This is a genomic window from Streptomyces sp. NPDC044106 (genome assembly GCF_056433985.1).
Genome location: NZ_JBWKFZ010000018.1, coordinates 40,977 through 61,838, shown reverse-complemented (window position 1 = coordinate 61,838; position 20,862 = coordinate 40,977). Strand labels below are relative to the sequence as shown.

20 protein-coding genes and 2 riboswitches are annotated in these 20,862 nt (G+C 70.0%); of the genes, 6 read left to right on the top strand and 14 right to left on the bottom strand.

What is annotated here, in order from left to right; translation table 11 throughout:
* Positions 1-12 precede the first annotated feature (12 nt).
* Both AC07DI_RS29450 and AC07DI_RS29445 read right to left on the bottom strand, forming a co-directional pair.
* Positions 13-330 carry a hypothetical protein gene (locus AC07DI_RS29450; RefSeq protein ID WP_478907152.1) on the bottom strand — a complete coding sequence of 106 codons (318 nt, stop codon included), beginning with the start codon at positions 328-330 and terminating at the stop codon, positions 13-15.
* Between the two features lie 102 nt (positions 331-432).
* A complete protein-coding gene (locus AC07DI_RS29445) occupies positions 433-594 on the bottom strand; it encodes a hypothetical protein (protein WP_384249718.1) in 162 nt (53 codons plus the stop codon).
* Positions 595-702: 108 nt separating this feature from the next.
* Between AC07DI_RS29445 and AC07DI_RS29440 the strand changes: the two genes are divergently transcribed.
* Positions 703-1,353: a TetR family transcriptional regulator gene (locus AC07DI_RS29440; RefSeq protein ID WP_384249716.1), complete on the top strand. Its 651-nt coding sequence runs from the start codon at positions 703-705 to the stop codon at positions 1,351-1,353.
* A gap of 50 nt (positions 1,354-1,403) precedes the next feature.
* Positions 1,404-2,258, top strand: a complete 855-nt coding sequence (locus tag AC07DI_RS29435; protein WP_478907149.1) for an alpha/beta fold hydrolase — start codon at positions 1,404-1,406, stop codon at positions 2,256-2,258.
* Here the strand turns inward: AC07DI_RS29435 and AC07DI_RS29430 are convergent.
* From AC07DI_RS29430 to AC07DI_RS29375, 12 genes are all read right to left on the bottom strand, one after another.
* Positions 2,212-3,195, bottom strand: coding sequence for a helix-turn-helix transcriptional regulator (locus tag AC07DI_RS29430; protein ID WP_478907147.1), 984 nt, complete (start codon positions 3,193-3,195; stop codon positions 2,212-2,214). The two genes, AC07DI_RS29435 and AC07DI_RS29430, sit on opposite strands and share 47 nt — an antisense overlap.
* 63 nt (positions 3,196-3,258) lie before the next feature.
* Positions 3,259-4,155 (bottom strand): thioesterase family protein, encoded by an 897-nt coding sequence (locus AC07DI_RS29425; RefSeq protein WP_478907144.1) that lies wholly within the window; start codon positions 4,153-4,155, stop codon positions 3,259-3,261.
* Positions 4,156-4,225: 70 nt separating this feature from the next.
* Entirely contained in the window at positions 4,226-4,900 is a 675-nt protein-coding gene (locus AC07DI_RS29420; protein WP_478907142.1) for a trimeric intracellular cation channel family protein, read from the bottom strand.
* 183 nt (positions 4,901-5,083) lie between these two features.
* Complete coding sequence (locus AC07DI_RS29415; protein WP_478907140.1) at positions 5,084-6,484, bottom strand: M1 family metallopeptidase; 1,401 nt, start codon at positions 6,482-6,484, stop codon at positions 5,084-5,086.
* A gap of 109 nt (positions 6,485-6,593) precedes the next feature.
* Positions 6,594-7,904 carry an ABC transporter ATP-binding protein gene (locus AC07DI_RS29410; RefSeq protein WP_478907269.1) on the bottom strand — a complete coding sequence of 437 codons (1,311 nt, stop codon included), beginning with the start codon at positions 7,902-7,904 and terminating at the stop codon, positions 6,594-6,596.
* Between the two features lie 53 nt (positions 7,905-7,957).
* Positions 7,958-9,055: an ABC transporter ATP-binding protein gene (locus AC07DI_RS29405; protein WP_384249701.1), complete on the bottom strand. Its 1,098-nt coding sequence runs from the start codon at positions 9,053-9,055 to the stop codon at positions 7,958-7,960.
* A complete protein-coding gene (locus tag AC07DI_RS29400; protein ID WP_384249698.1) occupies positions 9,052-10,053 on the bottom strand; it encodes an ABC transporter permease in 1,002 nt (333 codons plus the stop codon). The genes AC07DI_RS29405 and AC07DI_RS29400 overlap by 4 nt, the downstream gene beginning before the upstream one ends.
* A gap of 152 nt (positions 10,054-10,205) precedes the next feature.
* A complete protein-coding gene (locus tag AC07DI_RS29395; protein WP_478907137.1) occupies positions 10,206-11,960 on the bottom strand; it encodes an ABC transporter substrate-binding protein in 1,755 nt (584 codons plus the stop codon).
* 101 nt (positions 11,961-12,061) lie between these two features.
* On the bottom strand, positions 12,062-13,066 hold the full coding sequence (locus AC07DI_RS29390) for an ABC transporter permease (RefSeq protein WP_478907135.1): 1,005 nt from the start codon (positions 13,064-13,066) through the stop codon (positions 12,062-12,064).
* Positions 13,067-13,413: 347 nt separating this feature from the next.
* Positions 13,414-14,145: an enhanced serine sensitivity protein SseB C-terminal domain-containing protein gene (locus AC07DI_RS29385; protein WP_384250196.1), complete on the bottom strand. Its 732-nt coding sequence runs from the start codon at positions 14,143-14,145 to the stop codon at positions 13,414-13,416.
* A gap of 282 nt (positions 14,146-14,427) precedes the next feature.
* Positions 14,428-15,207: an enhanced serine sensitivity protein SseB gene (locus AC07DI_RS29380; protein ID WP_384249691.1), complete on the bottom strand. Its 780-nt coding sequence runs from the start codon at positions 15,205-15,207 to the stop codon at positions 14,428-14,430.
* Between the two features lie 48 nt (positions 15,208-15,255).
* Entirely contained in the window at positions 15,256-15,960 is a 705-nt protein-coding gene (locus AC07DI_RS29375) for an AAA family ATPase (protein ID WP_478907267.1), read from the bottom strand.
* A 149-nt stretch (positions 15,961-16,109) separates the two neighbouring features.
* Positions 16,110-16,217, top strand: a riboswitch (glycine riboswitch).
* Positions 16,218-16,333: riboswitch (glycine riboswitch) on the top strand.
* Positions 16,334-16,367: 34 nt separating this feature from the next.
* On the opposite strand from AC07DI_RS29375, the gene gcvT reads away from it, so the two are divergent.
* The 4 genes from gcvT (at position 16,368) to AC07DI_RS29355 (ending at position 20,860) form a co-directional block, all read left to right on the top strand.
* On the top strand, positions 16,368-17,498 hold the full coding sequence (gene gcvT, locus AC07DI_RS29370) for a glycine cleavage system aminomethyltransferase GcvT (protein ID WP_478907133.1): 1,131 nt from the start codon (positions 16,368-16,370) through the stop codon (positions 17,496-17,498).
* Between the two features lie 111 nt (positions 17,499-17,609).
* Positions 17,610-17,990 (top strand): glycine cleavage system protein GcvH, encoded by a 381-nt coding sequence (gene gcvH, locus AC07DI_RS29365; protein WP_384249686.1) that lies wholly within the window; start codon positions 17,610-17,612, stop codon positions 17,988-17,990.
* Between the two features lie 23 nt (positions 17,991-18,013).
* Positions 18,014-19,276, top strand: a complete 1,263-nt coding sequence (glyA, locus tag AC07DI_RS29360; RefSeq protein ID WP_384249684.1) for a serine hydroxymethyltransferase — start codon at positions 18,014-18,016, stop codon at positions 19,274-19,276.
* Positions 19,277-19,474: 198 nt separating this feature from the next.
* On the top strand, positions 19,475-20,860 hold the full coding sequence (locus tag AC07DI_RS29355; protein ID WP_384250191.1) for an L-serine ammonia-lyase: 1,386 nt from the start codon (positions 19,475-19,477) through the stop codon (positions 20,858-20,860).
* The last annotated feature ends 2 nt before the right edge of the window (positions 20,861-20,862 follow it).

Here is a 20,862-nt window from a genome sequence, read left to right as displayed (position 1 = left end):
GCCCCGGCGGTATCAGCCTGCGAGACCCCAGGACACCGTGTGGTCCATCGAGACGAGCACGCCGAGCACGACGAGGTCGGCCACACCGAGCCCGAGTCCGAGCAGCGCGCGGCCCTTCCGGGCGGTGCCGCGCCACAGGGCGATGCCCGCGAGGACGATCGCGACGGGGCCGAGGAAGATGTTCAGGACGAGCAGCCCGAGCAGGCCGAGGACGAAGGAGGCGACGGCCATGCCGTCGGTGTCCCGGCGCCCCGTGGGGCGCGTCGCGGCGGTCTCGGGGGTCTCGGAGGCCTCGGAGGTCTCGGTGGTGCGTTCTGCGGTGAGTGCCATGGTGCGACTCCTGACAGGTGGAGGTGTCATGCGGAGCGGATCAGCGGTGCCGAGGATGGCTCAGCGGCGCCGGACGATGGTTCAGCCGCGCCGGAAGATGGTTCAGCGGTGCCGCGTGTGGCGCGTGTGGCGCTCGCGGAGTGCGAAGACCATGAGCCATACGCCGATGACCGCGGCCGCGACGAGGCTGACCGGAAGCGGGGCGTGAGCCACGGAACCCATGGCGACACCCAGCAGCAGAAGGGCGGCGACAAGGAACAGCATGAGAACCCTCTCGTTCGGTGAACGCTTGTGGTTACAGTTGTTCACTGACTTAGAGAGTACTCCTTCTCCGGCTTTCAAAACTCGGAGAACAGTTGTTAACTGCATGGCATGAGTCACATCCTCGGCGCCCGGCAGGCCCAGAAGCAGAAGACCCGGCGGGCCCTCCTCGACGCGGCTCTCCAGCTGCTGGAGGAGCAGAGCCTCAGCAGCCTGGGCCTGCGCGAGGTCACCAGGGCCGTAGGTGTCGCGCCCACCGCCTTCTACCGGCACTTCCGCGACACCGCCGACCTCGGCGTGTCCCTGGTCGAGGACACCCTCGGCAGCCTGCACACGACCCTCACCGCGATGCTCGCGTCGGAGACCGGCGACAGCGAGCAACGCATCACGGGCACGGTCGAGCTGATAGCGGGATACGTCCGGGCGCACCCGGCCCACGTCCGCTTCATCGCCCGCGAGCGGCACGGCGGGGTGCGGGCGGTGCGGGACGCGATCGGCGCCCAGCTCGCCCTGTTCGCACGGGAGGTGGCGGAGCAGTTCGCCCGCGAGGAGCCGACCTCGCGGTGGACCGAGGACGATCTGCTGATGCTGGCCGGAATGTACGTCGACCACATGGTGATGACCGCGTCGGCGCTCCTGGACGCGGGTCCCGGCACCGCACAGGAGGCACGGGTGGCCGATGTCGCCCGCAGGCAGCTGCGCCTCATCGGCCTGGGCCGCCTGCACTGGCGGGACACCCCCTCGACACCGCCGACCCCCTGAACGTCCGAACCCCCTCGACTCTCCCGTAAGGAGCTACTAGCCTTACGCTCATGACAGTCGACGCCCATGACCCCTGGCACCTCGACCGCACCTTCGCCGCCGCCACCGGCACGGTCCGCTGGGCCGTCCTGGGCCCCGCCGACGCCCCGCCCGTCGTCCTCGTCCACGGCACGCCCTTCTCGTCGTACGTCTGGCGCGCGGTCGCCCGCGCGCTCTCCCTCGACCACCGCGTGTACGTATGGGACCTGCCGGGATACGGCGCCTCGGAGATGCGGGCCGGGCAGGACGTGACGCTCGCCGCGCAGGCCGGGGTCCTCACCGAACTGCTCGACCACTGGGAGCTGCGCAGGCCCGCCGTGGTGGCCCACGACTTCGGCGGCTGCGTCGCGCTGCGGGCGCACCTGCTGCACGGCACCGACTACGAACGCCTCGCCCTCGTCGACCCGGTGGCGCTCGCCCCCTGGGGCACTCCCACGTACCGGCTGCTCGGCGCGCACGCCGACGTCTTCGGGCAGCTTCCGCCCCAGCTGCACGAGGCACTGGTGCGCGAGTACGTGTCGTCGGCGAGCCACCGCGGACTGCGCCCCGCGGTCCTCGACCGGCTCATCGCGCCCTGGTGCACCGAGGAGGGCAGGCCCGCGTTCTACCGGCAGATCGAGCAGAACGACCAGCGCTACACCGACGAGATCCAGGGCAGGTACGGGGAGTTGCTGCTGCCCGTGCTGATCTGCTGGGGCGCCGACGACACCTGGGTACCGCCGGAGCGCGGCCACGAGCTGGCCGGGCTGATCCCCGGCGCCGAGCTGCGCCTGATCGAGGGCGCCGGACACCTCGTACAGGAGGACGCGCCCGCCGAACTCACCGCGCAGCTGGGCCGTTTCCTCCCGGGCCGTACAACTCGGTGACCGAGGCCGCCGTCCTGGCGAGCAGCTCGCGTGCCTCGGGCGGCGAGAGCACCTCGACGTCGTCGGCGAAGGGCAGCAGCATCTTCGCCTCACCAAGGACCCCGTAGGCGAGCCGGACGGTGACCCACTCACTCCCGTCCGCACCCTCGGGCCACCCGGTGACGGCGGGGCTGTTGAGGCGCAGGAAGCGGTCGAGGCGTACGCGCCGCACCCGGACCGTCACCTCGACGCCGTTCGGGCGGTCCTCGACCCGGCGCTTCAACACCGCCCACACGTCGGCGAGTTCGGCCCCGGCGCGGCGGAGCACCGCGTCGTCGGTGAGCGTCGCCGAGAGCACCCGGTCGGCGCGGAAGAGGTGCGGGGCGCCGCCCCGGTCGGCGACGAGGTACCAGACGCCCGCCTTGCAGACGAGGCCGTAGGGGTCGACGGTGTACGTCGTCGCCTCGGGGTCCCCGCTGTGCCGGTAGACCAGCCGCAGCCGCCGGTCGGCGAAGACCGCGTCCTGCAACACGTCCAGGTCGACCGCGGGCAGCGGCCCCCGCATCCAGCGCGAGGCGTCCACCAGGATGCGGCGGCTCGTCAGCTCGGCGGCCGGCCGGTGCGGCGCGGGCAGCGCGGCCATGACCTTGCGCAGCGCGGAGCCGAGCGCGTCGTCCAGGCCGAGCGCGGCGTGCGCGCCCTGCGCGGCGAGGATGAACAGCGCCCGCGACTCGTCCGCCGTCAGCCCCGTCACGTCGGTGCGGAACCCGGCGAGCAGCTCGATGCCGCCGCGCCTGCCCCGCTCGGCGTAGACCGGGACGCCGGAGGCGGACAGGGCCTCGATGTCCCGGTAGATGGTGCGCACGGAGACTTCGAGCCGCTCCGCGAGCTCGTGCGCGGGGACCCGCCCGCGGGTCTGGAGCAGCAGCAGGATCGAGAGCAGCCGGTCGGATTTCACGCGTTCAGGATCTCCCACACCGGCTCCGGGGAGGGCCGCTCCGTGAAGCCCTGCGTGAGGGCCTCAGCCCAGCCGTACCCGCGCCAGCTGCCGCGACTGGGCCACCAGGCGGTCCCGGCTGTCCCAGACCTCCGCGTCCTCCTCCAGGAAGCCGCCCGCGAGGTTCCGGGTGGTGATCGCGACGCGCAGCGGCCCCGGCGCGGGGCGGTGGCGGACGTGGACCGTCAGCTCCACCGTCGGGACCCAGCCGGTGAGGCCCATCTCGAAGGCGGTCGGCGGCAGCGCGTCGACGGCGAGCAGCAGCGACAGGGGGTCCGCGTCGCGGCCGTCCGCGAGACCGAACCAGGCCCGCATCTCCCCCTTGCCGGACGGCTGCCCGAGCGCCCAGCCGAGCGTGGCGGGGTCGAGCTTGAGGAAGAGGCGGTCGGCGATGGCCGAGCTGCCGGGCACGGGGCGGTGGTCCGGGGCGTCCTGCGCGCCGAAGCACTGGTCGAGCGGCGGGATGGCGGGCGGTTCGGCAGTCGTGCGCACGTCGTCGGGGAGCGCGTCGAGGTCTCCGTACGAGGCGAGGACGCGGATCCGCTCGACCTCGCGGCCCTCGTCGTCGTACTGGAGGAGCGAGGCCTGACCGGTGGAGAGCGACCGGCCGCCGCGCGCCACCTCCGTGCGGATCACCGCGGGCCCCGGGGTCGACGCGGTGAGGTAGTGCGCGGAGACGGTGAAGGGGTCGGCGTGCGGGAGGGCGTCCGCGAGCGCACGGCCGATGACGGCGAGGAGATAGCCGCCGTTGACGGCGTTGATGATCGTCCAGCCCGCGGAGAGCTCGGTGTCGTAGACGCCGGGCTCGCGCCGGGTGACCGCGGTGTCGCGGTCGAACTCGCTGTCCCCGATGCGGGCGGACGCCGATGCGGGTGCGTAGGACGCCGACGCCTCCGACGCTGCCGTTGCTGCCGTTTCCATGCCGAGCAACGTACAACAGGAAACTACTGAGCGGTAGCTTTTCTCGTGCCCCCGCTCCCCCCTGTCCGCCCTAGGGTGTCTCCTTCACGTCGGCCTCCACCGCCGTGGAGCGGCGGTGCCAGGCGCGCGGTGCCCGCCAGTGGTAGTGCAGCGCGAGCAGCCGCAGCACGAACGTCGTCACGGCGGCGAGACCGCCGGTGACGGCCGTCAGCTCCTCGAACCGGATGGCCAGGGCGACCATCGTGGCGCCCACGATGGCCGGTACGGCGTACAGGTCGCGGTCCCAGCGGACCAGGGAGGGCACTTCGTTGGCGACGACGTCGCGCAGCACGCCGCCGCCCACCGCGGTCATCAGGCCGAGGGCTGCCGACGCGGTGAGGCCGAGGCCGTAGTCGTACGCCTTGGTCGTGCCCGAGACGCAGAAGAGCCCGAGCCCCGCCGCGTCGAAGACGTTCACCGCGAGCTGGGTGCGCTCCACCTCCGGGTGGAGGAAGAAGACCAGCGCGGCCGCGAAGAGGGGGGTGATGAAGTAGCCGAGGTCGGTGAACGCGGCCGGCGGCACCGCCCCGATGACCAGGTCGCGGAAGAGCCCTCCGCCCAGCGCGGTGACCTCGGCGAGGACGGCGATGCCGAAGACGTCGAAGTTCTTGCGCACGGCGAGCAGCGCGCCGGAGATCGCGAAGACGAAGATCCCCACGATGTCGAGCGAGTGCTGGACGGAGGGGGTGAAGAGATCCTGGAGCACGCGCCATTCTTACCCGCGCGCGTCCCGCCTCCCGTGCCGCCCTCACCCCTACTTGAGACCTCCGGCACCCCTGCGACCAGCCCATTGCATGAGCCCATGTCCGCAAAGTCCCAAGAAGGACTTCAATGACAGAGTTGAAGGAGCGTTGGAGGAGTACGGACGAACGGACGGAAAGGAGGCGGATCAGCTCGAAGGAAGCGCCGGCTTCCCCTTCGTGAAGAGCCAGGTCCGGAAGAGCCCGTCGAGCTGCTTGCCCGAGATCTTCTCGGCGAGGCGGATGAACTGGTCGGTCGTGACGTTGCCGTACCGGTGCTGCGCGGTCCAGGCCGGGAGCAGCTCGAAGAACGCCTTGTCGCCGATGCGCTCGCGCAGGACCTGGAGGGTCATCGCGCCGCGCTGGTAGACGGCGGAGGCGAACATCGTGTCGCGCTGCGGGTCGCCGACGACGGTCTGCCAGAACGCGGAGTCGGCGGGGCGCGAGTTGTAGCCCGCGAGGAAGGCGTCGTGGGCGGACTGGGTGCCCTTGTGCTCGCTCCACAGCCACTGCGAGTAGGTCGCGAAGCCCTCGTTGAGCCAGATGTGGTTCCACGTCCTGGTCGACAGGGAGTCGCCGAACCACTGGTGGGCGAGTTCGTGGGCGATGGTCGACTCGCTGCGGATCGCGGAGTAGACCGGCTTGGTCTGGGTCTCCAGGGAGAAGCCCGCCTGCGGCATGTCGTCGACGATCGCGCCGGTCTCCTCGAAGGGGTAGGGCCCGAAGATCTTCGACCAGTAGTCGGTGACCGCGGCCGTGACGCCGTACACGTCGACGTTGTTGCTGTTCTGGAGGACGGGGTCGATGGCGACGTAGACCGGGATGCCGCCCGGGGTCCTGCCCTGCTTCACGTCGAACTTGCCGATGGTGGCCGTCGCCAGGTAGGTCGCCATGGGTTTGGTCTCGCGCCAGTGGGCGACGGTCTGCCCGCCCTTGGTGGACGTGCCGACGAGGCGGCCGTTGGAGACCCCGGTCAGGCCCTTGGGTGCCTTGATGCGGATGTCGAAGGCCGCCTTGTCGGAGGGGTGGTCGCTGGACGGGAACCAGGTCGAGGCGGCGTTGGGCTCGCAGGCGACGAAGACGCCGTCGGTGGTCTTCATCCAGCCGTAGTCGGAGCCGAAGACGATGGGGCCGCTGAGCGCCTCGGGCACGCCGCCGTAGGTGACGGTCGCGGTGAACGTCTTGTTCTTGCCCAGGTGGCTGCGCGGGCTAATGCGGAGCTCGTCGCCTTCGCGGGTGGAATCGGCGCGTCTGCCGTTCACTTCGACCGCGGTCACCTCCAGCTTCTGGAGGTCGAGGTCGAAGGACGAGAGGTTCTGGGTGGCGCGCGCGGTGATCGTGGTGCGGCCGTCGAGGCGGTCGGTGTCGGGGTTGTACGCCACGTCGAGGCCGTAGTGGCGGACGTCGAAGCCGCCGTTGCCGAGCTTGGGGAAGTACGGGTCACCGATGCCGTCGGAGCCGGGGTGCGGCGCGGGTGCGGCGGCTATCAGGCAGAAGGAGGCGGCGGCGGTGGCCAGTGCCCCCAGACGTGCCGAACGGGAGAGTGCCATGAGTCATCCCTTCGCGCGTGTTCCGATGAAACGGACACGCAGACTCTGCACTCTCCCGCCAGGGCATGTACATGACCCGGTACGCGTACTTCGCCCGGGTCAACTTGCCTTACGACTCAGTCGACTTCTGGCCCTTGCCCTTCGCGGCGTCACCCTTGGCGGTGTCGCTCTTCGCGGTCTCACCCTTCGCCGCTTCGGCCTCCGCGACGGCGGCCTTCGCGACCTCGACCTTCGCGGCGGCGGTCTTCGCGGCGTCGGCCTTCGCGACGGGCTCCGGATTCGCGCCGGGCTCCGGCTCGTCGGCGGTCCCCGGCTCCGCGACCGGCTCGGCCGCCTTCGGCACCACCGTCACCACCTCGATCGCCTCCTTGGCCACCGAAAGCAGCTCGGTGTCCTGCGGCGCCTGGTCCTCGGCGTTCTCCGGGTGGTGGCACGCCACCTGGTGACCGGTGGCGAGCGCCGTCAGCGGCGGCTCCTTCGTCGCGCAGATCGCCGTCGCCTTCCAGCACCGCGTGTGGAAGCGGCAGCCGGCGGGCGGGTCGATCGGCGAAGGGACGTCGCCGCGCAGCAGGATCCGCTCGCTCTTGACGCCGCGCCGCTTGGGGTCGGGCACGGGCACCGCGGAGAGCAGCGCCTTGGTGTAAGGGTGCATCGGCGTGGAGTAGAGGTCCTTGCGGTCCGCCAGCTCCACGATCTTGCCGAGGTACATCACCGCGATGCGGTCGGAGACGTGCCGGATGACCGAGAGGTCGTGCGCGATGATCACGTACGTGAGGCCGAGCTCGTCCTGGAGGTCGTCGAGCAGGTTGACCACCTGCGCCTGGATGGACACGTCGAGCGCGGAGACCGGCTCGTCGGCCACGACCAGCTTCGGCCTGAGTGCCAGCGCCCGCGCGATGCCGATGCGCTGGCGCTGGCCGCCGGAGAACTCGTGCGGGTAGCGGTTGTAGTGCTCGGGGCTGAGCCCGACGCGCTCCAGCATCTCCTGCACGGTCTTCTTCACGCCACCCTCGGGCTTGACGCCCTGGAGCTTGAAGGGCGCGCCGACGATCGTGCCGATGGTGTGCCGGGGGTTCAGCGACGAATACGGATCCTGGAAGATCATCTGTACGTCGCGGCGGAGCGGACGCATCTTGGCGGTGTTGAGGTGCGTGATGTCCGTGCCCTCGAACTCGACACGGCCCCCCGTCGGTTCCAGCAGCCGCGTGATCAGCCGGCCCATCGTCGACTTGCCGCAGCCGGACTCGCCGACCACGCCGAGCGTCTCACCGGGGCGTACGTCGAAGGAGAGCCCGTCGACCGCCTGCACCGCCGCGACCTGGCGCTGGAGCAGCCCCTTCTTGATGGGGAAGTGCTTCACCAGGCCGTCGACCTTGAGCAGCGGCTCGGGCGAGCCCTTCGTCTGCGCCGGGATCGTCATCTCCTGGCCCTTCGCGGTGTCTTTGGCGTCTTTCCGGTCCTTCGCGGCATCGTTCACAGCTTCGGCGCAATCTCTTCGGTCCAGATCCGGGTGCGCTCGTCCTGCGACATGTGGCAGGCGGAGTAGTGCCCGTCGGCGACCAGGCGCAGTTCGGGGCGTTCGCGGCGGGTGATCTGGTCCTTGGGGATGTCCGCGTAGGGGCAGCGCGGGTTGAAGGCGCAGCCGTTCGGCAGGTTGATCAGGCTGGGCGGGGAGCCCTTGACCGGGATGAGCCGCTCGGTCTCCTCGCGGTCGATGCGCGGCATCGAGCCGAGCAGGCCCCAGGTGTAGGGGTGCTGGGGTTCGTAGAAGACCTTCTCCGCGGTCCCGCGCTCGACGCACCGGCCGCCGTACATGACCAGGAGCTCGTCCGCCATCTCGGCGACCACGCCCAGGTCGTGCGTGATCATGATGACGGCGGAGCCGAACTCCTTCTGCAGGTCCCGGATGAGGTCGAGGATCTGCGCCTGGACGGTCACGTCGAGGGCGGTCGTCGGCTCGTCCGCGATGAGCAGCTCGGGGTTGTTGACCAGCGCCATCGCGATCATCGCGCGCTGGCGCATACCGCCGGAGAACTCGTGCGGGTAGGAGTCGACGCGCTTGTCGGGCTGCGGGATGCCGACGCGGTCGAGCATCTCGATGGCGCGCTTGCGGGCTGTCTTCTTGTCGACGTCGTTGTGGACCCGGTACGCCTCGGTGATCTGCTTGCCGATGGAGTAGTACGGGTGCAGCGCGGAGAGCGGGTCCTGGAAGATCATCGCCATCTCACGGCCGCGCAGCTTGCGCACGTCGTTCGGGTCCGCGCTCAGCAGCTCCTTGCCGTCGAGCCAGATCTCACCGGAGATCCGTGCCCTGCGGGCGCCGTACTGGCCCGCGGTGTGCAGGCCGAGGATGCCGAGCGAGGTGACCGACTTGCCGGATCCGGACTCGCCCACGATGCCGAGGGTCTTGCCCTTCTCCAGCTGGAAGCTGAGCCCGTCGACGGACTTGACCACGCCGTCGTCGGTCGGGAAGTGCACCTTGAGGTCGCGCACCTCGAGGAAGGCGGAGGGAGCGGGCGAGTCGGCGACGGGCTCGCCCACCGCTGCTCCGCTCTTGGACAGTTCGGTCATCCCAGCCTCACTCGCGGGTCGATGACGGCGTACAGAAGGTCGACGACGAGGTTGGCCACGGCGATCGCGAGCGCCGCGCACAGGGTCACGCCGAGAATGACGGGCAGGTCCTTGCTGCTGATGGCCCTGACCGCTTCGAGGCCGAGCCCCGGCAGGTTGAACGTGGACTCGGTGAGCACGGCGCCGCCCATCAGGACGCCGAGGTCGAGTCCGAAGACGGTGAGGATCGGCGTCATCGCGGAGCGCAGCGCGTGCTTGCGGATGACGGCGGCCTCGCCGAGTCCCTTGGCGCGCGCGGTGCGGATGTAGTCCTCGCCGAGCACTTCGAGCATGGTGGCTCTGGTGAGGCGGGCATACATCGCGGCGTTGAGGAAGGCGAGGACGATCCACGGAAGGATCAGGGTCTGGAGCCAGACCCCGGCCGAGTCCTCGGTACTGAGGCTGTCCGCGATCTTCACCCACCCGAGCTGGTGGACGAAGATGCCCATCGCGATCATGCCGGTGAAGAAGACGGGCAGCGAGACACCGCCGAGGGCGATGGTCATCGCGGAGCGGTCCCAGATGGACCCCCGCTTGAGCGCGGAGACGACACCGGTGGCGACACCGGCGGCGAGCCAGAGGACACAGGCACCGGCGGCGAGCGCGGCGGTGACGGGCAGGGCGTCCTTCAGGGTCTCCCAGACGGGCGCCTCGGTACGGAAGCTGTAGCCGAAGCAGGGCGCGGGGCAGTGCGTGACGTCACTGCCGTTGACGTAGTCGCGCCCCATCGGGATGCCCTTGATGAACTCCCAGAACTGGACGAGCAGCGGGTCGTCGAGTCCCAGTTTGGTCCGGATGCCTTCGATCTGCTCGGCTCCGGTGGCCTTGCCGGCGAAGAGGACGGCGATGTCCTGTCCCGCCCACTTGGGCAGCATGAAGAAGACGGTGAAGGTCGCGAGCAGTACGACCAGCACCATGATGATTACGGCGATCAGGCGCCGGATGAGATAAGCAAGCACTGTGCGCGGCCCGGCGGTGGCCGGGGCCCCCTTGTGAGGGGTCCCGGCCATCGCCCGGGGCCATCACCTGCCCTTCGGACTGGCGGGATTCGGCGGCGGTGGGACAATCAACTACTGCATCCCTTGCGGGAGTTGCCCGGTGGTGCCGGGTGTTACTTGACGACGCCGAGCGAGGCGTAGTCGTAACGGCCGTTGTAGCCGTCCGACATGTAGGCGTTGGTCAGCCGCGACCCGCGCCAGGTGATGTTCTTCTCGTACAGGAAGGGCATCCAGTCGGCCTGGTCGAGGATCTTCTTGTCGAGCTTCTTGTAGACCTCGCCCGCCTCGGCCGGGTCGGTCTTCGCGATCGCCTCGTCGAAGAGCGCGTCGATGCCCTTGTCCTTGATCTGCGACTCGTTGTAGTTGCCGGTCGGCATCAGGAAGCGGCTGTCGAACAGCGGCTGCGCGTAGCCCTGGCCGGACGGGAAGTCCGGGCCCCAGCCGCTCATCGTCATGCCGTAGCCGCGCTTCTTCACGACGGACGGCGAGCCGGTGATGCTGGAGGTGTCGGCGCCGTCGAGGGAGTCGACCTGGACCTTGATGCCGACCTTCTGGAGCGACTGCTGCAGCGATTCGGCGGCGTCGACCTCACCCGGGTTGTTGCTGCGGGCGGTGAGCTTGGTGGAGAAGCCGCCGGGCTTGTCGCACTGCTTCAGCTCGTCCTTGGCCTTGGCGACATCCGGCTTGCCCTTGCGCGCAAGCACGCCGTACGGGTCGTACTTGCTGTAGCCCGGGATCGCCACGGGGAAGGTGCTGTTGGCGATGTCGCCGGCCGCGACCTTGCCGCCGCGGGTCTGCTGGAGGCTCGCGAAGTCGGTCGCGTAGAACACGGCCTTGCGGCAGTGCACGTTGTCGAACGGCTTCGCGTTGTGGATGAGCGCGACGTAGCGCACGAAGGACGTGTGCATGTTGTCGACGTTGCCGCGGTGGTCCGTGACGGCGCTGACGCGGCCGGACTGGGTCATGCCCGTGCCGTTGATGTCGACGTCGAAGTCACCTTCCATCAACTTCTTGTCGTTCTCCTCCTGGTTGGCGGAGAACGTCACGTCGATCTTGTCGGGCAGCGCCGCGCGGATCGGGTCCGAGGACTTCTTCCACTTGTCGTTGCGGACCAGCACGATCTTCTTGCCGGCCTTGTACTCCTGGAACTTGTACGGGCCCGCGGAGAACGGCCGCTGGGTGTACTTGGCCTTGGTGTCCTTGGCCTCCTTCACCGGCGAGCCGGTGGGCATGGCCAGGAACTGCTCGAAGTCACCGTTGGGCTTGGGCAGTTTGAAGATGATGGTCTGGTCGTCGGGGGTCTCGATCGCGTCGAGGCCGCCCTTGTCCTTGTAGGGACCCTTGTACTTCTTCTTCGGGTCGAGCGTCTGGCGGATGTAGCCGGGACCACCGGTGATGGTGTCCGTCGCCCAGGCGCGCTCGATGCCGTACTTGATGTCCTTGGAGGTCAGCTTGGAGCCGTCCTCCCAGGTGAGACCGGAACGCAGCTTGTACGTGTAGGTCTTGCCGTCGTCCGAGATCTTCGCCGTGGAGGTGGCGAGGTCGGGGACCAGCTTCGTGCCCGCCTTGCCCGGCTTGGTGTCGTACGTCACCAGCTGCCGGGTGTAGAAGCGCATGAAGTCCCACGTCATGCCGTAGTAGGCGCGCTGCGGGTCGGCGGAGTCGAGGTCCTGCTTGCCGACCATCTTCAGCGTGCCTCCCTTCTTCTTCGAAGGGTTGGCGATCTTGTTCAGTGCCGCGTTGTAGCCGGCACCCTTGGAGTCGCTGTCGCCACCGTCACCGCCGCCGCACGCCGTGGTGGTCACCAGCGCCGCGACGACGAGGGCCGCACCGCTGGTGAGCCGTCGTTTCGTGGAACCTGTGGGCATTTTCTCGTAACCTCCGAGATCGCGGTCCCTGGCCTTGTGCTGCCGGAGAACCATGGTTATAGCCACCTGACATGCGGCAGGGGCAAGCCAGTTGGGACCTTCTAGCGCGTCCCCTTCGGGTCGAGCGCATCGCGCAGCCCGTCGCCGAAGAGGTTGAAGGCCAGGACGGTGATGAAGATCGTGACGCCCGGGAAGACCATGAACATCGGGTCGTGCTCGTACGTCTTGAGCGCGTCGCGCAGCATGCCGCCCCAGGAGGCCGTCGGCGGCTTGACGCCGGCGCCGAGGAAGCTGAGGGCCGCCTCCGTGAGGATGTTGGTCGGGATCATCAGCGTCGCGTAGACGGTGATGGGGGCGACCAGGTTGGGCAGCAGTTCACGGAACAGGATGTGGCGCTTGCCGCCGCCGAGGCTGCGGGCCGCCTCCACGTACTCGCGCTCACGGAGCGAAAGCGTCTGCCCCCTGACGATCCGTCCGACGTACGGCCAGCCGAAGAAGCCGATGACCATCACGAGGATCGCGACGCGCACGCTGGTGCCTTCGAGGCCGAGCAGGTCGTCGGGGAGCACGGAGACCAGCGAGATGATGAAGAGCAGCTGCGGGAACGAGAGCAGCACGTCCATCACGCGGCTGATCAGCGCGTCGATCCAGCCGCCGAAGTAGCCGGCGATGATCCCGAAGAGGGTGCCGAGCGCCACGGCCACGATGGCCGCGAGGAAGGCGACAAGGAGCGAGATCCGCGCGCCGAAGACGATCCGGCTGAAGACGTCGCGGCCCTTGTTGGGCTCGACCCCGAAGAGGAAGTCGCCGCTCACGCCGCCAAGGGAGCCGGTGGGCAGGCCGGTCAGCTCGTCGAGCTTCTCCTGGTGGAAGTCGTTGGGCGGGTGGCCGAAGAGGCTCACGAGCAGCGGCGCGAAGACGGCGACCAGCACCAGCACCAGCACCGTGATGCCGCCGGCGAGGGCGACCTTGTCCCGCTTCAGGCGGTTCCAGGCGATCTGCTTGAGGGACCGGCCCTCGACCTTCTTCACCCCTGCATCAACTGCGGGAGCGACGTCCTCGGTCGGGTCCGCGTCCGCAGGTGTGTCATGCAATGGTGCCGTCATCGTGGCAGGGACCCCTCTCAACCGGTGGTGACCGGCCCGCACTTGCCGCTGTAGCGACGTGATCAGTCCGTCGTACACAGGGGGCGAAGGCCCCTTGGAGCGGGAGTCTTCATCCACGTCGCGATCTGTTACCAGACTTGACGGGGAAAGGATGCGCAACCGTGATGCTGATCGAGGTGTTCCGTTATCCGGACGCCAGTGAACGAGGGTCGAACACGGGGCAGTTGGGGTGCAATGCGCCACTGGAGCCCATAGGGCCCCACCCGCATCACAACGGACATCACATCCGTCGGTGCTGCTCAGTGCCGCTCAGCGCTGCCCCGGCTGCCCCGGCTGCTTCGTGCTGCTCAGTACTGCGCCGGGTAGCCGTAACCGCCGGCCGGCGCCGGAGCGGGCTGGGCCTCGCGGTCGTAGAACGGGCGGGCGTTGGCCCGCAGCCACATCGCGACCGGGTCGTCCTCGTCGGACATCGCGACCGTCGAGACGGGCAGGCCCTCGGGGACGGCGGGGATCGACTGCTGCATCATCGTGCGGACCGTGTCGACGGACGGCGGTGACGTGTCGTACACGTCGAGGCCGATGGCCAGATATGGCGCCCCGAGCGCGGGCTGCACCCAGGCGCGGCGCAGCGAGCGCACGACGGGGGTACGGTGCGCGTTCTGCGTGAGGAGGGCGTAGAACTGCGGGATCTCGATGCCCGGTTCGGTGAGCCGCAGCGGCCCCGCGGGCAGCAGGTCCAGGCCGGAGGCGATGCGGCGCAGATCGAGCCAGGGCACACCGACGCCGCCGCCCGGCGCGTGCGGGTTGAGCCAGAGGCCGTAGTGGTCGGGGTAGAGGGTGCGGGCGGCGTCGATGCCGCGCACCACTTCATAGCTGCGGTTCCAGCCACTGGCGGAGAGCTCCTGGGCGGAGGTCACACAGGGGGCGTAGCCGAGGCCCTCGACCTCCATGTTCCCGTACTGGGCGTCGGGGGACCCGGCCTGGCCGTGCCAGAGCAGCATCCACACGCGGTCGGCGGCGAGGGCGCGCAGCAGTGCCTCGTACGCGTCGTAGCGCCCCGGGGTCACCTGGCGCAGCAGCTGCTCGACCTGTCCCCGGGCGCTCGAACCAGCTCGTGCAGGGGAGACCCCATCGCCCGCGGCCGTGCCCGACGCACTCACCCGTAACCGCCCCTTCGCTTCGCACCCGAACTACCCGAGAATCCCGTCGCCGGGCACGGATGTGCCCCGACCCGGTCATGGAACCAGCTTAAGCGGCGATCCTGACACGGACTTGACGTACGACCCCTGAAGGGCCATGCGTACCGCGCCCCGTGTCCGGGGGCCGCCGGGGTGATGGCACAGGCGCTCAAGGACAGGCGCTCAGGCCGGGCGCTGGTAGAACGGCCGCACCCGGGCGCGCAGCCAGTCGCCCACCGGGTCCTGCGCCACGTCGAGCAGGACGAGGTTGACCGGCCACGGGACCGGGACCCGGCCGAGCGCGCGGCCGAGGGCCTCCATGGGCAGGTCGCGGGCGTTCCCCTCCCAGCTGGACAGCTCGACGCCGACGAAGAGCGTCGGCTCGTCCGTCTCGACGCTCGCCAGGCAGCGGCGCGCGGTGAGCACGACCCCGGCGGCCTCGAACTCCTGGCCCGCGGCGGCCAGGAAGTCCACCGGATCGTGCTGCCAGTCCGGCTCGAACAGGCGCACCCGGCCTCCGGTGGCGGGCCCGTCGAGCTCGGTGCGGCCGGCCCTGGCGAGCTCGGCGACGGCGGCGGGCGGGAGCGGGACGCCGACGGTGCCGTCAGGGTTCAGCGCGACGCCCAGCTGCGGGGGGAGGCCGCGGGCGAACTCGACGGCGGGCGCGACGGTGCGGCCCATCCGGTCGGCGGCGTCGCCGAGCGCCTGGCGGAACTGCTGCTCGGAGCTGAAGACGGGGACGTACGCCTGGCCCTCGATCTCCAGGGTCGGCAGGTCCAGGGTGCCGCTGTCGGGGCCGCCGCCGTTCGGCAGCGGGATCCATATGTGGCTGCGGCCGAGGACCTCGACGATGCGGGCGCCCGCCGACGCGTCGGCGCCGAGGGAGGCCGCGAGGACCTCCTCCAGTTCGTTGCCCGGCCATCCGCCGTGCGGATGGGCGTGTGCCTGCGCCGGAAAGTCCATCTGTCCGTCCAACCCCTGCTCGCGACCGCTCTGCCTGCGGCTCGAACCCTAGCGCCGGGCGCCCCCGCGGTCGAAGGCGATCCCCCGCAGCACCCGCGCCGCGTCCCGGTCGAGGAGCACCGCCGAGCCGCAGCCGCGCGGCAGGTCGCCGCGCTCGGCGGCGCCGACGAGGCGCCCGAAGGTCCTGCGGTGGCGCGCGAAGGCGTACCGGGAGACGCCGCGGCCGCGTTCGCGCTGGCCCCGCAGCGCCGTGTCCACGGGCACGTCGAGCAGGACGAGGTGCAGGGCGGCGCCGCGCCGGACGGCCTCGCGGGCGAGCCAGCGGCGCACCCACGCCTGGGTGCCGCAGTCGTGCACGACGACGCTCGCCCCGGAGCGCAGGGTGCGGCGAAGGCCCGCGTAGTGCACGAGGCGGACCAGGGGGCGGTAGAGGGCGTACGGCAGCAGGCGCGGCAGGCGGCCGGCCCAGCGGTCCCGGGTGTCCTGGGAGTCGATGCGGGGGCCGGTGACGGCCTGGCGCATCAGTGTCGACTTTCCGCTGCCGGGCAGCCCGGAGACGACGACCAGGTCGCCCTCGTCGAAGGTGAGGCGGTGCGGGCCGTGTCCCGCCCGGCGGCGCAGGTCGCGGACGACGGCGACGGGGAGCGGGCCGCAGCCCTCCGTGGCCGGGGCGGTGGCCTGCGCGGGCAGCGCCACTCCGGTGGTCGTGGCATACACACTGGTCCTGCTGCGCACCGTGATCGGCCTCCCCATAGCGGTCACGTACTGCTTTCTCCGGCAAGTGTAAAGAGAAGGTAATGCGGCACAAGGTCATTCGGGGCGGCGTGATCCGTGCCCGGTCACGGGTCCCCCCGGACAGAGTCGCGTGCAATGATGTGCGCGCCAACTCCATACCGGCCGTTTGAATCCGCGCGGGAGAGTCTCCGGAGCCAGCATGCGCTGGGTGTCCGGGGCGCCGAAGGAGCAAGTCCCTCCCTTGAATCTCTCAGGCCCCGTACCGCGCGGGCGAGGCACATCTGAAAAGCGGGCCGCCTTCGGCGGTCCCACCCAAGGTGCAAGCCGGGACATCTCGTAGGTCGAGACGCTCTCGGCGAACCTCTCAGGTTCCGATGACAGATGGGGAGGATCGACCTCGCCCGTCCTGCCCTGGGAGTTCCTTCATGAGCACTGCCCGCCTGACCGCCCTCGACGCCGTACATCGGTCGCTGGGCGCGACGATGACCGATTTCGCGGGCTGGGACATGCCGCTGCGGTACGGCAGCGAGCGCGACGAGCACAACGCCGTGCGCACCAAGGCCGGTCTCTTCGATCTCTCGCACATGGGCGAGATCACGGTCACCGGACCCGAGGCCGTCGACTTCCTGAACTTCTCGCTGGTCGGCAACATCGGCTCCATCGGTGTCGGCCGCGCCCGCTACACGATGATCGTCGCCGAGGACGGCGGCATCCTGGACGACCTGATCGTCTACCGCCTCGGCGAACCCGAGGCCCCCGAGTACATGGTGGTCGCCAACGCCTCCAACGCGCAGACCGTCCTTGACGAGCTGAGCGCCCGCGTCGAGGCGTTCGACGCCGAGGTCCGCGACGACCGCGAGGCGTACGCGCTGCTCGCCGTCCAGGGCCCGGAGTCCCCCGGCATCCTGAAGTCCCTCACCGACGCTGACCTCGACGGCCTGAAGTACTACGCCGGTCTGCCGGGCACCGTCGCGGGCGTCCCCGCCCTCATCGCCCGCACCGGTTACACCGGCGAGGACGGCTTCGAGCTCTTCGTCTCCCCCGCCGACGCGGAGAAGCTGTGGGGCGCGTTGATGGAGGCCGGTACGCCGGTCGGCATGGTCCCGGCCGGCCTCTCCTGCCGCGACACGCTGCGCCTTGAGGCGGGCATGCCGCTGTACGGGCACGAGCTGACCGCCGGTCTCACGCCGTTCGACGCGGGCCTCGGCCGGGTCGTGAAGTTCGAGAAGACGTCGCGGTCGGAGGATTTCGTGGGCCGCGCCGCTCTCGCCGCCGCGGCCGAGCGCGCCGAGACCGCCCCGCCGCGCAAGCTGGTCGGCCTGATCGCCGAGGGCCGCCGCGTCCCGCGCGCCGGCTTCCCGGTGGTCGCGGACGGCAAGGTCATCGGCGAGGTCACCTCCGGCGCCCCGTCCCCGACGCTCGGCAAGCCGATCGCGATGGCGTACGTCGACGCGGAGCACGCGGCCCCGGGCACGCCGGGCGTCGGCGTGGACATCCGCGGCAGCCACGAGCCGTACGAGGTCGTGGCCCTGCCGTTCTACAAGCGCCAGAAGTGACGCTCGTAGCGACGCGCCCCGCGTGGGCACGGCGTCCGGCGCCACAGAAGTGACCCCACGCACACCGTCCCCGTTCCGCAGCACCCACCCGCGTACAGGAGAATTCAGGACATGAGCAACCCCCAGCAGCTGCGTTACAGCAAGGAGCACGAGTGGCTGTCGGCCACCGACGCCGACGGCGTGGCGACGGTCGGCATCACCGAGCACGCGGCCAACGCGCTCGGTGACGTCGTCTTCGTGCAGCTTCCGGAGGTCGGCGACACGGTCACCGCGGGCGAGACCTGCGGCGAGCTGGAGTCGACCAAGTCGGTCAGCGACCTCTACTCCCCCGTGAACGGCGAGATCGTCGCCGCGAACCAGGACGTCGTCGACGACCCCTCGCTGGTCAACTCCGCCCCGTTCGAGGGCGGTTGGCTGTTCAAGGTGCGCATCACGGGTGAGCAGGACGAGCTGCTCTCCGCCGATGAGTACACCGCCTTCGCCGCCGGCTGACCCATACCGATAGGGATCGTGTGATGTCGCTTCTCAACACCCCTCTCCACGAGCTGGACCCGGACGTCGCCGCCGCCGTCGACGCCGAGCTCCACCGCCAGCAGTCCACCCTGGAAATGATCGCCTCGGAGAACTTCGCTCCGGTCGCCGTCATGGAGGCCCAGGGGACGGTCCTCACCAACAAGTACGCCGAGGGCTACCCCGGCCGCCGCTACTACGGCGGCTGCGAGCACGTCGACGTCGCGGAGCAGATCGCGATCGACCGCATCAAGGATCTGTTCGGCGCCGAGTACGCCAACGTCCAGCCGCACTCGGGCGCCTCCGCCAACCAGGCCGCCCTCTTCGCGATCGCCAAGCCCGGCGACACGATCCTCGGCCTCGACCTGGCGCACGGCGGCCACCTCACCCACGGCATGCGCCTGAACTTCTCCGGCAAGCAGTTCAACGTGGTGCCCTACCACGTGGACGAGGCCGGCCTGGTCGACATGGCCGAGGTCGAGCGCCTGGCCAAGGAGAACAGCCCGAAGGTGATCATCGCGGGCTGGTCGGCCTACCCGCGTCAGCTGGACTTCGCCGAGTTCCGCCGCATCGCCGACGAGGTCGGCGCGTACCTGTGGGTCGACATGGCGCACTTCGCCGGTCTCGTCGCCGCCGGGCTGCACCCCAACCCGGTGCCGTACGCGGACGTGGTCACCTCCACCACGCACAAGACGCTCGGCGGCCCGCGCGGCGGCGTCATCCTGGCCCGCAGCAAGGAGTTCGCGAAGAAGCTGAACTCGGCGGTCTTCCCCGGCTTCCAGGGCGGCCCCCTGGAGCACGTGATCGCGGCCAAGGCCGTCTCCTTCAAGGTCGCGGCCTCCGAGGAGTTCAAGGAGCGCCAGCAGCGCACCCTGGACGGCGCCCGCATCCTGGCCGAGCGCCTGGTGCAGGACGACGCGAAGGCCGTCGGCGTCGACGTCCTGTCCGGCGGCACCGACGTGCACCTGGTCCTGGTGGACCTGCGCAACTCCGATCTTGACGGCCAGCAGGCCGAGGACCGCCTCCACGAGGTCGGCATCACGGTCAACCGCAACGCCGTCCCGAACGACCCGCGCCCCCCGATGGTCACCTCGGGCCTGCGGATCGGCACCCCGGCGCTCGCCACGCGCGGCTTCCAGGAAGACGACTTCCGCGAGGTCGCCGACATCATCGCCGAGGCCCTCAAGCCGGGCTTCGACGCGGAGGGCCTGAAGGCCCGCGTGACCGCTCTGGCCGAGAAGCACCCCTTGTACCCCGGCCTGAAATAGTTCCGTACCCTCCGTTTGTACGCTTTCGTTCGTATGCCGTTGTTCATACGTACGAAACATCGGGGCACCCCGCACACTGGAGAGTGAGCGGGGTGCCCCGCACCACGTAGCCCGCGTGTTCGTAGTTCCCGCACCGCCTTGTACTTCTGCACCACCCAGGCAGACAACGGCGTCTACCAACCACCCTTGGAGTTTCCCGTGGCCATCTCGGTCTTCGACCTGTTCTCGATCGGCATCGGCCCGTCCAGCTCCCACACGGTCGGTCCGATGCGCGCCGCCCGCATGTTCGCGGGCCGCCTCAAGAACGAGGGCCTGATGGCCCACACCACCGCGATACGCGCCGAGCTGTACGGATCGCTCGGCGCGACCGGCCACGGCCACGGCACCCCGAAGGCCGTCCTGCTCGGCCTGGAGGGCGAGTCGCCCCGCACGGTGGACGTGGAGAGCGCCGACGGCCGCGTCGAGGAGATCAAGAGCAGCGGCCGCATCAACCTCCTCGGCACGCACGAGATCGACTTCGACTTCGACGAGGACCTGGTCCTGCACCGCCGCAAGGCCCTGCCGTACCACGCCAACGGCATGACGATCTTCGCGTACGACCGGGACGGCGGCCTCGTCCTGGAGAAGACGTACTACTCCGTGGGCGGCGGCTTCGTGATCGACGAGACCGTGCTGAAGCAGGAGGGCGAGGCGGGCGACAACCCGATCGTGCCGGACGCCACCGTCCTCAAGCACCCCTTCCGCACCGGTGACGAGCTGCTCCGCCTCACCGAGGAGACCGGTCTGTCCATCTCCGCGCTGATGCTGGAGAACGAGAAGGCCTGGCGCACGGAGGACGAGATCCGCGAGGGTCTGCTCGACATCTGGCGCGTCATGCAGGCCTGCGTCTCCCGCGGCATGTCCCGCGAGGGCATCCTGCCCGGCGGCCTCAAGGTCCGCCGCCGCGCCGCCAACTCCGCACGCCAGCTGCGTGCCGAGGGCGACCCGCAGGCCCGCGCCATGGAGTGGATCACGCTCTACGCGATGGCGGTGAACGAGGAGAACGCCGCGGGCGGCCGCGTGGTCACCGCCCCCACCAACGGCGCGGCGGGCATCATCCCCGCCGTCCTGCACTACTACATGAACTTCGTGCCCGGCGCCGACGAGGACGGCGTGGTCCGCTTCCTCCTCGCGGCCGGCGCGATCGGCATGCTCTTCAAGGAGAACGCCTCGATCTCCGGCGCCGAGGTCGGCTGCCAGGGCGAGGTCGGCTCCGCCTGCTCGATGGCGGCGGGCGCGCTCGCCGAGGTGATGGGCGGCTCCCCCTCCAAGGTCGAGAACGCCGCCGAGATCGGCATGGAGCACAACCTGGGCCTGACCTGCGACCCGGTCGGCGGCCTCGTCCAGATCCCGTGCATCGAGCGCAACGGCATGGCGGCGGTCAAGGCCGTCACCGCCGCGAAGATGGCGATGCGCGGCGACGGCTCCCACAAGGTCTCCCTCGACAAGGTCATCAAGACCATGAAGGAGACGGGCGCCGACATGAGCGTCAAGTACAAGGAGACGGCGCGGGGCGGGCTCGCGGTGAACATCATCGAGTGCTGAGG

Excerpts from the sequence above, each read along its gene's own strand:
- AC07DI_RS29450 (WP_478907152.1), bottom strand. The coding sequence starts at position 330 with ATGGCACTCACCGCAGAACGCACCACCGAGACCTCCGAGGCCTCCGAG.
- AC07DI_RS29445 (WP_384249718.1), bottom strand. The coding sequence starts at position 594 with ATGCTGTTCCTTGTCGCCGCCCTTCTGCTGCTGGGTGTCGCCATGGGT.
- AC07DI_RS29440 (WP_384249716.1), top strand. The coding sequence starts at position 703 with ATGAGTCACATCCTCGGCGCCCGGCAGGCCCAGAAGCAGAAGACCCGG.
- AC07DI_RS29435 (WP_478907149.1), top strand. The coding sequence starts at position 1,404 with ATGACAGTCGACGCCCATGACCCCTGGCACCTCGACCGCACCTTCGCC.
- AC07DI_RS29425 (WP_478907144.1), bottom strand. The coding sequence starts at position 4,155 with ATGGAAACGGCAGCAACGGCAGCGTCGGAGGCGTCGGCGTCCTACGCA.
- AC07DI_RS29415 (WP_478907140.1), bottom strand. The coding sequence starts at position 6,484 with ATGGCACTCTCCCGTTCGGCACGTCTGGGGGCACTGGCCACCGCCGCC.
- AC07DI_RS29410 (WP_478907269.1), bottom strand. The coding sequence starts at position 7,904 with ATGACGATCCCGGCGCAGACGAAGGGCTCGCCCGAGCCGCTGCTCAAG.
- AC07DI_RS29405 (WP_384249701.1), bottom strand. The coding sequence starts at position 9,055 with ATGACCGAACTGTCCAAGAGCGGAGCAGCGGTGGGCGAGCCCGTCGCC.
- AC07DI_RS29395 (WP_478907137.1), bottom strand. The coding sequence starts at position 11,960 with ATGCCCACAGGTTCCACGAAACGACGGCTCACCAGCGGTGCGGCCCTC.
- AC07DI_RS29390 (WP_478907135.1), bottom strand. The coding sequence starts at position 13,066 with ATGACGGCACCATTGCATGACACACCTGCGGACGCGGACCCGACCGAG.
- AC07DI_RS29380 (WP_384249691.1), bottom strand. The coding sequence starts at position 15,207 with ATGGACTTTCCGGCGCAGGCACACGCCCATCCGCACGGCGGATGGCCG.
- AC07DI_RS29375 (WP_478907267.1), bottom strand. The coding sequence starts at position 15,960 with ATGGGGAGGCCGATCACGGTGCGCAGCAGGACCAGTGTGTATGCCACG.
- gcvT (WP_478907133.1), top strand. The coding sequence starts at position 16,368 with ATGAGCACTGCCCGCCTGACCGCCCTCGACGCCGTACATCGGTCGCTG.
- gcvH (WP_384249686.1), top strand. The coding sequence starts at position 17,610 with ATGAGCAACCCCCAGCAGCTGCGTTACAGCAAGGAGCACGAGTGGCTG.
- glyA (WP_384249684.1), top strand. The coding sequence starts at position 18,014 with ATGTCGCTTCTCAACACCCCTCTCCACGAGCTGGACCCGGACGTCGCC.